The 11708-nt window shown below is 28.8% G+C and carries 11 protein-coding genes; 10 read left to right on the plus strand and 1 reads right to left on the minus strand.

Going from position 1 to position 11708, the window contains the following annotated elements; translation table 11 throughout:
* Nucleotides 1–323 precede the first annotated feature (323 nt).
* The 6 genes from Q5O44_RS13080 (at nucleotide 324) to Q5O44_RS13105 (ending at nucleotide 5907) form a co-directional block, all read left to right on the plus strand.
* Complete coding sequence (locus Q5O44_RS13080) at nucleotides 324–2327, plus strand: FAD-dependent oxidoreductase (RefSeq protein WP_022168887.1); 2004 nt, start codon at nucleotides 324–326, stop codon at nucleotides 2325–2327.
* Nucleotides 2328–2460: 133 nt separating this feature from the next.
* The gene (locus Q5O44_RS13085) at nucleotides 2461–3357 is read left to right on the plus strand and encodes a LysR family transcriptional regulator (RefSeq protein ID WP_022168888.1); all 897 of its coding nucleotides are present in this window, start codon (nucleotides 2461–2463) and stop codon (nucleotides 3355–3357) included.
* Nucleotides 3358–3549: 192 nt separating this feature from the next.
* A complete protein-coding gene (gene aroF / locus Q5O44_RS13090; protein WP_022168889.1) occupies nucleotides 3550–4566 on the plus strand; it encodes a 3-deoxy-7-phosphoheptulonate synthase in 1017 nt (338 codons plus the stop codon).
* 34 nt (nucleotides 4567–4600) lie between these two features.
* Nucleotides 4601–5434: a prephenate dehydrogenase gene (locus tag Q5O44_RS13095; RefSeq protein ID WP_022168890.1), complete on the plus strand. Its 834-nt coding sequence runs from the start codon at nucleotides 4601–4603 to the stop codon at nucleotides 5432–5434.
* The gene (locus Q5O44_RS13100; RefSeq protein ID WP_022168891.1) at nucleotides 5435–5647 is read left to right on the plus strand and encodes a hypothetical protein; all 213 of its coding nucleotides are present in this window, start codon (nucleotides 5435–5437) and stop codon (nucleotides 5645–5647) included.
* Nucleotides 5648–5751: 104 nt separating this feature from the next.
* Nucleotides 5752–5907 carry a hypothetical protein gene (locus tag Q5O44_RS13105; protein WP_277643998.1) on the plus strand — a complete coding sequence of 52 codons (156 nt, stop codon included), beginning with the start codon at nucleotides 5752–5754 and terminating at the stop codon, nucleotides 5905–5907.
* A gap of 264 nt (nucleotides 5908–6171) precedes the next feature.
* Here Q5O44_RS13105 and Q5O44_RS13110 read toward each other — a convergent pair whose 3' ends face one another.
* A complete protein-coding gene (locus Q5O44_RS13110; protein WP_022168892.1) occupies nucleotides 6172–7191 on the minus strand; it encodes a LacI family DNA-binding transcriptional regulator in 1020 nt (339 codons plus the stop codon).
* Nucleotides 7192–7424: 233 nt separating this feature from the next.
* Here Q5O44_RS13110 and Q5O44_RS13115 point away from each other — a divergent pair, with 233 nt between their 5' ends.
* From Q5O44_RS13115 to Q5O44_RS13130, 4 genes are read left to right on the plus strand one after another with little or no spacing between them, the layout of a single operon-like run.
* Nucleotides 7425–8744, plus strand: coding sequence for a sugar ABC transporter substrate-binding protein (locus tag Q5O44_RS13115; protein ID WP_022168893.1), 1320 nt, complete (start codon nucleotides 7425–7427; stop codon nucleotides 8742–8744).
* 21 nt (nucleotides 8745–8765) lie between these two features.
* Nucleotides 8766–9635, plus strand: a complete 870-nt coding sequence (locus Q5O44_RS13120) for a carbohydrate ABC transporter permease (RefSeq protein WP_003467041.1) — start codon at nucleotides 8766–8768, stop codon at nucleotides 9633–9635.
* Between the two features lies 1 nt (nucleotide 9636).
* A complete protein-coding gene (locus Q5O44_RS13125; protein ID WP_022168894.1) occupies nucleotides 9637–10488 on the plus strand; it encodes a carbohydrate ABC transporter permease in 852 nt (283 codons plus the stop codon).
* A gap of 36 nt (nucleotides 10489–10524) precedes the next feature.
* Complete coding sequence (locus tag Q5O44_RS13130) at nucleotides 10525–11697, plus strand: ABC transporter ATP-binding protein (protein WP_022168895.1); 1173 nt, start codon at nucleotides 10525–10527, stop codon at nucleotides 11695–11697.
* The last annotated feature ends 11 nt before the right edge of the window (nucleotides 11698–11708 follow it).

Here is an 11708-nt window from a genome sequence, read left to right on the forward strand (position 1 = left end):
AAAATATATAAAAAAATATATTTTAATTTGAAAAAGGGGAGTAGTAAGTTTTAGCTACTCCTATTTTTATTGCTATTATAAGAATAAAATGAAATTGGCAATTTATAGACAAAAATTAGGTATTAATAAGTAATTTATAGAATATATCTATAAATAATGTGGTTAATATCAATTGGAATAGTGATGAAAGGTACAATATAATAAATATAACGTTAAATAATTAACGTGATTAAAATAACAATTATTTTAATGAAGAAATTAATGATTTAGCAATATTTATAAACAAAGATAATGATAAATAAATTTATAGTTAGGAGATATATATGAATAATTACAAAAACCTTTTAAGTCCTATAACGATTAAACATATGACAGTAAGAAATAGAGTAGCAATGCCTCCTATGGGAACAAATTACGGTGGAGCTATGGGAGATTTTACTGATGAGCATATAACATATTATGAAAAAAGAGCAGAAGGTGGAACAGGTCTTATTATAGTTGAAAATGCTTGTGTAGACTTTCCTTTAGGATCAAATGGTACAACTCAAATAAGATTAGATCATGATAGATATATTCCAAATTTATTTAAATTAACAGAAAGGTTACATAGACAGGGTGCGTCTGTAGCTATTCAAATTAATCATTCAGGTGCTTCAGCAGTTCCAGGTAGAATAGAGGGAAATACTCCAGTATCATCTTCTAATATACCATCAAAAACTGGAGGGGCAGTGCCAAGACCTTTAGAAATAGAAGAAATACATGCAATAGTACATAAATATGCAGAAGCTGCTAAGAGAGCTCAAATTGCAGGTTTTGATGCTGTTGAAATTCATGGTGGACATTCATATTTACTATGTCAATTCTTATCACCTGTGTATAATAAAAGAACTGATGAATTTGGTGGAAGTGTTGAAAATAGAACTAGATTTGCAAGATTAGTTTTAAAAGCTGTAAGAGAAGCTGTAGGACCAATGTTTCCAATAAGTTTTAGATTTAGTGCGGAAGAGTTAGTTGAAGGTGGAAATACATTAGAAGATTCTTTAGAAATGCTAGAATATTTACAAGAAGATGCAGATATTTTAAATGTATCAGCAGCTTTAAATGATTCACTTCAATATCAAATAGATGCTAACTATTTAGAAGATGGATGGCGTTCATACATGGCTAAGGCTGTAAAAGAAAAGTATCCAGAAAAAGTAGTTATAACATCAGGAAATATAAGAAATCCTAAGATTGCTGAAAGAATAATTGAAGAAGGACATGCAGATATGGTGGCTATAGGACGTGGACTTATAGCAGAACCACAATGGGTTAATAAGGTTAAAAGTGGAAGAGAAGATGAATTAAGAAAATGTATATCTTGTAATATTGCTTGTTCAGGACATAGAATTGGATTAAATAGACCTGTAAGATGTACAGTTAATCCAAGTGTAATATTTGGAGATACTCATAAAGAATTAAAAGTAAACAAGGCTACTAATGTGGTAGTTATAGGTGGAGGAACAGCTGGACTTGAAGCAGCTTGTACTGCTGCAGAAGTAGGATGTACTACATTCTTATTTGAAGCTAAGCCATACTTAGGAGGATTAGCAAGAGAAATAGCAAAACTTCCAGCTAAAGATAGAATAAATGATTTCCCAGATTATTTAATAAACAGAGCTAAAAAATTAAAGAATTTATATATATTTACTAATACTACTGCAACGATAGAAGCAATAGAAAATTTAAAACCAGATGTAGTGGTAAATGCTACAGGTTCAAACCCTCTATTACCTCCAATTACTGGATTACACAACGTAGTTGATAAAGAAAATGAAAAAGTAATGTCTATCTTTGGATTTATAAAAAATATTAAAGAATTCGAAGCAATGAAATTAGAAGGTAAGAAGATTGGTGTAATTGGTGGAGGAGCTGTTGGGCTTGATGTTGTTGAATATTTTGCTAATAAAGGTGCTCGTGTAACAATTGTTGAAAGAATGCCAGCAGTAGGAAATGGATTAGATTTTATAAGTAAGATAGATTTCTTATCTATGTTAAAGAAAAAAGAAGTTGACGTAAGAGTTGACACTTCATTATTAGAAGTTAAGCCAAATAGTTTTATTATTAATAAAGATGGTGTAGATGAGGAATTAGAATTTGATTTTGGATTTGTATGTTTAGGAATGAGAGCTTATTCACCATTAATGAATGAATTAGAAGAAAAATTTGCTTCTAATGAAGTAGAAGTTGTTAATATTGGTGATAGTGTAAGAGCTAGAAGAATTATTGAAGGTGTTGATGAAGGTAGAAATATAACAGATACACTAAAGAGAATAGGAAGATTATAAGATATAGTTATAAGCTGATGTAAAATTAATATTTTACATTGGCTTATTTTTATTAATATATATAATGGATTAAAAAGTGCTATAATTTCAGATATAATAAATATTTATTTATATTTTATAGGTGGAGAAAAAGATGAATTTAAATTATTTAAGATATTTTAGAGTATTAGCCAAAATGGAGCATTATACTAAAGCTGCAGAAGAGCTAGCAATAACTCAACCCAGTTTAAGTCATGCAATGTCAACTTTAGAAAAGGAACTTGGCACATATCTTTTTGAAAAAGATGGAAGGAATATTAAACTTACTAAATATGGAAAAATATATTATGAATATGTAGAGAAAGCATTAGGAGAATTAGAAGAAGGCGAAAAAAGAATTAAAGAGCTAATAGGTATAGGAACTGGTAGCGTAGAATTGGGATATATATTTACTTTAGGACCTGAATTTGTACCTAAGTTGGTAAATGGCTTTATAAATGAAGAAGGGAATTCAAAAGTTAAATTTACTTTTGGACAAGGAACTACATCCTGTTTATTAAAGGATTTAAAAAGTGAAAAATATGATATAGTATTTTCATCTATAGCTAAAGATGAAGAAGAAATAGAGTTTGCACCTATAATGGAAGAGGAGTTAGTAGTGATAGTAGATAAAGATCATGTTTTGGCCAGTAAGAGTTCGGTAGATTTAGCAGAGATAAGTGAATATCCATTTATTGCTTTTGGTAATAAAAGTGGAATAAGACAGATAATCGATGGATTATTTAAAGCTGTTGATAATAAGCCTAATATCATTTGTGAAGTGGAAGAAAATAATGCCATTGCTGGATTGGTGGAAGTTAAATATGGTATATCAATAGTTCCTAAAATTACAGCACTAAAATACTTTAATGTGAAGATATTGCCAATATCTAATCCACAGCATAAAAGGTATATTTATATGGCTACTTTAAAAAATAAATATCAAAGTCCAACAATGAAGATGTTTAAAAAGTATGTTGAAGAATTTTGTAGAAAAAATAGCCTTGGATAAAAATATAACTTAAAAAAAATTCCTATGCTAAAAAATACATTATATTATGGGAAAATAGGGATTTACTAATGTGAAAATATATAATTAGCATATTTTTTATGCTAAAATATATACAATAATGGGAGAAGAATTTTAGTATGAGACGAAAAATTTAACTGAAATTATAAAATAGATGTAGTTGGAGGTAAGTATATGATCGTAGTAATGAAGCCTACAGTAAGAGAAGATACTATTAATTTTGTAAAAAGTAATTTAGAGAAATATGGCGTAGAAGTCAATGTATCTAAGGGAGGTACATATTGTATTTTAGGATTAGTAGGAGATTCTTCTAAAATAGATTCAGATAAGATTTTAACTTTTGAAGGCGTAGAAAAAGTATTAAAAGTACAAGATCCATTTAAAAAGGCTAATAGATTATTTAAGCCTGATGACAGTATAATAAATGTAAATGGCACTTTAATTGGTGGAGGAAATCTTGGCGTAATGGCAGGACCTTGTTCTGTGGAAAGTGAAGAACAAATTGTAGAAGTAGCTAGAGCAGTTAAGAATTCAGGTGCCAATTTCTTAAGAGGGGGAGCTTTTAAGCCAAGAACATCACCTTATAGTTTCCAAGGTCTTGAACTTGAAGGATTAAGGCTTTTAGAAATTGCTAAGAAGGAAACAGGATTAAATATAGTAACAGAAATAATGTCTACAGATTATATTGATGAATTTGTTGACAGAGTTGATGTAATTCAAGTTGGTGCAAGAAATATGCAAAACTTTGATTTATTAAAACAATTAGGTAAGACTAATAAGCCAATACTTCTTAAGAGAGGGATTGCAGCAACTATTGAAGAATGGCTAATGTCTGCAGAATATATCATGGCTGGTGGAAATGAAAATGTAATTCTTTGTGAAAGAGGAATAAGAACTTATGAAAATTACACAAGAAATACATTAGATTTAAGTGCAATTCCAGTGGTAAAAAGATTATCACATTTACCTATAATAGTGGATCCAAGCCACGCAGCAGGATACTGGTATCTAGTAGAACCATTAGCAAAAGCTGCCATAGCTGTTGGAGCTGATGGACTTATGATAGAAGTTCATAACAATCCTCAATGTGCATTAAGTGATGGACAACAATCAATTAAGCCAGCTGCTTTTGATGAGCTTATGAAGAAGGTAAAAGTAATAGCTGAAATGGAAGGGAAAAAACTTAGATAATTCATAATTAAAATAAGAGTTGGGGAGAGAGTTTATGAAAATAGTAATAGTGGGGCTAGGGGTTATTGGTGGTAGCTATGCCATGGCATTAAAAAATGCTGGATATGAAGATGTTTATGGTATAGATACTAATACTGAAACATTAAGAAAAGCTAAAGAAATGGGTATAATTAAAGAAGGGTATGTTGAAGGAAAAGAAGTAATTAGGGAAGCTGATATAATTATTTTAGGAATATATCCCAATTTAATTAAAAGCTTTATAGAAAATAATAAGCATAACTTTAAAGATGGAGCTATAATAAATGATGTTACAGGAATTAAGGAATTGTTTATTGATGAAGTATTAAGTATATTGCCAGAAAATATTGATTTTGTATTTGGTCATCCAATGGCTGGAAGAGAGAAAAAAGGTATAGAATATGCTAGTGATGAGGTTTTTAAAGGAGCTAATTATTTAATTACCATCACTGAAAAGAATAAAGAAGCTAATATTGAGATAATAAAGAATATTGTTTATGATTTGGGATTTAGTCATATTAAAATAATAACGCCTAAGTATCATGATGAAATGATAGGTTTTACAAGTCAACTTCCTCATGCATTGGCTGTTGCACTTATTAATAGTGATGAAGAGGGAAGAGATACAGGAAGTTTTATAGGTGATAGTTATAGAGATTTAACTAGAATTGCCAATATAAATGAAAGTCTTTGGAGTCAATTGTTTTTAGGAAACAAGAAAAACTTATTAAAGTCCATGAAAGCTTTTGAAAATGAATTTAATAAAATACTTAAATGTATTGAAGATGAAGATAAGGAAGGCTTAGAAGAGCTTTTTATAAAATCATCAAAAAGAAGAGAGAAGCTTTAAATGGCAGATGAAAAAGGCATTTCTATAAGTGAGTTTATATGTTCATCATGTGAGGATATTGCTAAGAAAAAAATAGAAAAAGATATTCAAAAAGAAAAAATTGAGGCTAGAATTAATAATACTGAAATGAAATTACAACAATTAAAAAAGAAACTTAATGCAAAAAGATGTATAAGAAGTGGTTTTCGTCAGTTTGTTTTAAGATTTAGATGAAAATGCCATAGGAATAATTATCCTATTATAAAATAAATAATAAATATAATGTATGTTATAATAAATATTAAGAAGTAAATATAGAGCCAAATATAGTTTGTGAAGTGGAAGAAAATAATGCAGTGGCAGGGCTAGTAGAAATAGATTATGGAATAGCAGTGGTTCCTAAAATATCATCACTTAAGCATTTTAATGTTAAAGTTTTACCTATTAATAATCCTTCACATGAAAGATATATATATGGCAACTATAAAAAATAAATATCAAACACCATCGGTAACATTATTTAAGAAATTTGTTTTAGATAATAGTAGTGAAATTTCACAGTAAAACCAACTCAGATTAGTCTTAGTTGGTTTTATTTTTGTGCAAAAAATAGCAAATATTATAATGTATTGTAAAGTGGATGTGCAGTTAGGAATTAGTATTATAATGATAACCCCATAACTAGTTTGTTGTGGGGTTAAAATCAAACTTATTGTTTAACAGAGCCAAATAATAAAAACTAATATTCATTGGAAAATTTAATACTTACTTGTAGTATCTCTAACTATTAATTCAGTTGGTACAACAATATGCTCAATAGGTGCAATTTTATTATTTTTTTTAAGGTTTATTTGTCTTAATAGAGACTTTATAGCATAGTCAGATATTTTATCAATATTTTGACCTATTGTTGTTATAGGAATTATTGCTTCAGTAGAAATTGGAGAATTATCAAAGCCTATTAGTTCATATTCGTCTGGTATACTTTTTTTATTTCTTATAAGAATATTTAGAAATATATTTGCATGTGTATCATTACTTAGAAATACTCCTTTTTTTACATAAGGATAATTTTTATCAATATCTAAATAAATTTGATAAAGAGAATTATAGCTTTCCTCAAAAGAACTTTTAATGTCTGACATATAAATTTTAAAAGCTTGATTATTCCTTTCGCAAGTTTCTTTAAATGCTTCAATACGCTTGTAAGCAGGAGTATTGTCATTTATTTTTCCATTAATATGTATTAATATATCACATTTATTCTTAATTAGTAATTTACTTGCTTTTTCAGCACCAGAATAATTATCACTATTTACACTTGATATATAATTGTCTTCACGTTCTATGGCTACAATTGGAATATTAAATTCTTTTAATTGATGTGAACTTATAGAATGACTTAATATGATGAGTCCCTCAATTTTATAAGCCATTAGTTCCTTTATATATTTTATTTCTTCATTTGGATCAGAATTTCCTAAGAATACTAAAAATTTATAATTATATTTACTATAGGTATCTATTATATTATTTAATATTTGAGAATAATAGTGAAGAAATAAGTTAGGGATTATAATTCCTATAATTTCAGTTTTACCATTTGCTAAACTTCTGGCAACTTTATTTTCAGTATAATTTAATTCTGATAATGCTTTTTCAATTTTTTGTATTGAAGCTTGAGTCAAAGTTTCTGGAGAATTAAAATATCTTGATATTGTTGTTTTAGAAAAATTTGTATATTTAGCTATATCACTAAAAGTGATGTTTTTTTTCATGTATTTACCTCCTATTTCAATAATCCTTATATTAAGTTTATAAATACAAGGTTTAAAATATGTATTAAAGCTATGTAAAGCAAAAGAATATTAAAATTAATGAAATTATACCATTAAATATTAATTTTATCAAAAAATGTTAAAAACATATTGATTTGTAAATGTTTTCCTGATATACTTTGATTAGGGTAACCGGTTACATTATCGGTAATTTAAAATGGGAGGAATGAATAGTGAAGAAATTTTATGGTTTTATTTTACTAATATTTTGTTTTAATCTTTTTGGATGTTCTTTTAGAAATGCAGAAGTATCTAATAAAAATATTCAAGGATACGACAAAGGCGAGGAGCTTATAACAATGTGGGTTCATGTTATAGAAGAAACTCCAGAAGGACAAGCTTATAAAAATTCAGTAGAAAGGTTTAATAAAGAATACAATGGTAAGTATTGTTTAAGTGTTGAATTTGTACCTCGTAACGAAAGTGGAGGAGGATATACTGATAAAATAAATTCATCAGTAATTTCTGGAGGACTTCCAGACATAATAACTGTTGATGGTCCAAATGTATCAGCTTATGTTGCAAACAACATAATTCAGCCTTTAGTAGGTATAACTGATGATGAAAAGGCTAAATATTTACCGTCAGTAATAGAGCAGGGAACAATAAACAATAAATTATATGCATTAGGTCTAATGGAATCTAGTACGTTATTTTTTTATAACAAAGATATATTAAACGAAGTAGGAATACAAGTACCATCATTTGATAATCCATGGACTTGGGATGAATTAAACAAGGTCTGCGAAAAAGTTAAGAACTATTTAGATGAAAAAAATGGATATCCAATAGATATGTCATTCCCAGCAGGGGAAACAACTATTTATTTTTATGCACCATTTATATGGTCAAATGGTGGAGATTTTGTAAGCTCTGATGGTTTAAAGGTTAATGGAGTATTTAATTCTGAAAAGAATGTAGAAACTATTAGTTATTTTAAAGAAATTACAGACAAAGGATATATACCTAAATATACAATAAGTGATTTATTTGAAAAGGGAAGAGCTGCATTTAAATTTGATGGAGCATGGGCTATTACAAATATAAGAAATAACTATCCAGATTTTAATTTAGGAATAGCACCATATCCAGTGGGAAATGATTGGAATGGAGAAAAGTATACACCAACAGGAGGATGGGCTTTTGCAACAACTACATCTTGTAAAAACCCTGAGGCTGCAAAAGAAGCAATCAAGGTTTTAACTAATGCAGAAAGTGGCATAGATATGTATAACTTAACAGGTAATTTACCATCTACATTTGAAGCTTATGAAAATATTGATGCATTTAAAACTGATGAATTATTTAAAACAGCATATTATCAGCTTGTTAACTATGGTCATCCAAGACCAAAATCACCAGCCTATCCTCAGATAAGTACATCATATCAGCAGGCTATTGAAGGTGTACTATTAAATGATGAAACACCAGAAGAATCGTTATATAAAACAATGAGAAGAATAGAAGATAAGTTAATACGTTATCAAGATTAATATAATTGGAGGTGGAAAGTAATGAATAAGATAAGAGAAAAGATAATGGGAATGGCTTTTTTTGGTCCAGCATTAGTGTTACTAACATTATTTTTGTTTATTCCTATGATTTTAACTTTGATATTTAGTTTTACAGACTTTTTTACATTAAATCCTAGCGCAACAAAGTTTGTTGGACTTAGAAATTATACAAGATTATTTAATGATGAGTTATTTGGAAAAGCATTTTTTAATACAATAAAATTTGCACTTGTAGTTGTACCATTGCAGATGGGAGGAGCATTACTTTTAGCACTTGGCATAAATAAAGTTACTCATTGTAAAAAATATTTCAAAATAGCATTTTTTATTCCAGTAGTAATGTCACTTGCAGTAGTATCAACTTTGTGGATGCAGATTTACAGCCCTGAAGGTATATTAAACAATATGTTAAATGCTATTGGAATATCATCTCAGCCATTTATATTCAGTAAAGATCAAGCACTTAATTCTATATCAGCATTAAGTATATGGCAAGGAATGGGATATCAGATGATTATTTTTCTAGGTGGCTTGCAGGCTATTTCTCCTAGTTTATATGAAGCAGCAGAAATTGATAATGCAAGTGGATGGGGCAAATTTTGGAATGTAACAGTTCCAGAACTTAAACCAATCTCAATATATATATTATTAACAATTACAATAGGAGCATTTAAATTATTAGTTCAGCCTATGGTGATGACAGGAGGAGGACCAGCTTTCTCAACATATTCACTTGTGTACTATATCTATGATACTGGTACAGTTAATTGGGATATGGGATATTCTTCAGCAATGGCAATTGTATTTGCAATTATAGTAATTGCACTTGCAGGTATTCAATATAAACTTACAAACAAAAAGGAGGATTAATATGCTTTCAAATAAAGGAAAAATTTTAAATAGAATTCTTATAATTTTTATGCTTGCATTATCAATATTGTTTTTGTTTCCTATTATATGGATGGTTGTAAATTCTTTTAAACCAGATGCTATGATAACACAAGATATGAACAGTATAGCAGCATTTCTTCCACCACTAAGCTTTGATAACTTTTTTGAAAATTATATAACTATTATTACAAACAGCAGTTTAATGCGATATATGACTAATACGTTAGTTTATGCAGCAATACTTATAGTTTTAAGTATTATAGTTAATGGTCTAGCAGGATATGCTTTAGCAAAAATAAATTTTCCATTTAAAGAAGTATGGGTATTTATAATACTACTATTAATGATTGTACCTATGGAAACTATAAGTATTATTCACTTTTTAATGATTGCAAAAGCAGGACTATTAAATACTGTAGTTGGATATATTCTTCCTATGATTGTAAGTCCGTTTAACATATTCTTATTTAGACAAGTATTTATGAAGCTTCCAGATGATTTATATGAAGCAGCGCAGCTAGATCATTGTGGTCCATTAAAATATTTTTTCAGAGTTGTTATACCTATGTCAAAGTCTATAGTAGCAACAGTAGGGGTATTCACATTCTTAGGAATATGGAATGACTTTTTATGGCCATCATTGGTGTTTACATCAAGCAATTTATTGACAGTTCAAATAGGATTAAATTCAATTACTGCAAATGATAATGTTACAACAGGTCAGGTACTTGCAACTATAACACTGGTTACAATACCAATATTAATAGTATATTCTCTTTTCTCTAAGCAATTAGTAGAAGGAGCAATGTCATCAGGATCAAAAGAGGGCTAAAATTTATATAAATAAAAGAAAGGTTAGGCGATAAAAATGGGTTTTATAGAATTTAAGAATGTAGAAAAACAATATAAGAATGCAACAAAGAAGTCAGTTACTGATTTTAATTTATCCATAGATGAAAAAGAATTTATAGTATTTGTAGGACCATCAGGATGTGGTAAATCAACAACTTTAAGAATGCTTGCAGGTTTTGAAGAAATAACTGGAGGAACTATTTCAATAGATGGAAATATAGTCAATAATACGCCGCCAAGAGAACGTGGAATATCTATGGTGTTCCAAAACTATGCATTATATCCTCATATGACAGTAGAAGATAATATAGCTTTTGGATTAAAGAATATTAAAACTCCAAAAGATGAAATAAAGAAAAAAGTAAACTGGGCAATTGAGATTTTAGGTTTAGAAGAATACAGAAAGCGTAAGCCTAAGAATTTATCTGGAGGACAACGTCAAAGGGTTGCACTTGGAAGAGCAATAGTACGTAATCAAAAAGTATTCTTAATGGACGAGCCTTTAAGTAATTTAGATGCTAAATTACGTGTCAGTATGCGTAATGAGATAAGTAAATTGCATAGAGAACTTGGAAGTACTACAATTTATGTTACCCATGATCAGGTTGAAGCTATGACTATGGCAGATAGAATTGTTGTTATGAAAGATGGAATAATACAACAAATAGGAACACCTATGGACTTATATGACAATCCTAGAAACAAATTTGTTGGAAGCTTCATAGGCTCACCACAAATGAACTTTCTTAATGTTGAAGTTAAAGGAAATAAAGCTATATTAGAAAATGGAAGCAAAATAACTCTTCCAGAAGGAATATTAAAAAGAATGAACAACAGACAAGGTAAATTATGTATGGGATTTAGAGCTGAAGATATAAAGCTTGATAATCTAAATATTGGATTATTTGAAGACAGTATTATTACTTCAGCTATAGAAAATACAGAAATCATGGGAAATGAAAATAACCTGTATTTTAAAATAGGCAACACTACAGCAGTAGCAAGAGTAGGAAAAGAAGACGTAAAGGAAATTGGAGAGCAATTCAAATTTGTAATCAATGTAAATAAAGTTCATTTCTTTGACTTGGATACTGAAGAAAATATACTAAACTTAGGAAATACTCTAACTTTAGAGAACGCTGAAGAAAATATATTAAAATTAAGAAATACTCTAACTTTAGAGCACTAGGAGGAAAATTA

The sequence above is a fragment of the Clostridium sp. CAG:221 genome (assembly GCA_000435835.1).
GTDB lineage: Bacteria > Bacillota > Clostridia > Clostridiales > Clostridiaceae > Clostridium.

Excerpts from the sequence above, each read along its gene's own strand:
- Q5O44_RS13085 (WP_022168888.1), top strand. The coding sequence starts at position 2,461 with ATGAATTTAAATTATTTAAGATATTTTAGAGTATTAGCCAAAATGGAG.
- aroF (WP_022168889.1), top strand. The coding sequence starts at position 3,550 with ATGATCGTAGTAATGAAGCCTACAGTAAGAGAAGATACTATTAATTTT.
- Q5O44_RS13120 (WP_003467041.1), top strand. The coding sequence starts at position 8,766 with ATGAATAAGATAAGAGAAAAGATAATGGGAATGGCTTTTTTTGGTCCA.
- Q5O44_RS13130 (WP_022168895.1), top strand. The coding sequence starts at position 10,525 with ATGGGTTTTATAGAATTTAAGAATGTAGAAAAACAATATAAGAATGCA.
- Q5O44_RS13095 (WP_022168890.1), top strand. The coding sequence starts at position 4,601 with ATGAAAATAGTAATAGTGGGGCTAGGGGTTATTGGTGGTAGCTATGCC.
- Q5O44_RS13080 (WP_022168887.1), top strand. The coding sequence starts at position 324 with ATGAATAATTACAAAAACCTTTTAAGTCCTATAACGATTAAACATATG.
- Q5O44_RS13125 (WP_022168894.1), top strand. The coding sequence starts at position 9,637 with ATGCTTTCAAATAAAGGAAAAATTTTAAATAGAATTCTTATAATTTTT.
- Q5O44_RS13110 (WP_022168892.1), bottom strand. The coding sequence starts at position 7,191 with ATGAAAAAAAACATCACTTTTAGTGATATAGCTAAATATACAAATTTT.
- Q5O44_RS13100 (WP_022168891.1), top strand. The coding sequence starts at position 5,435 with ATGGCAGATGAAAAAGGCATTTCTATAAGTGAGTTTATATGTTCATCA.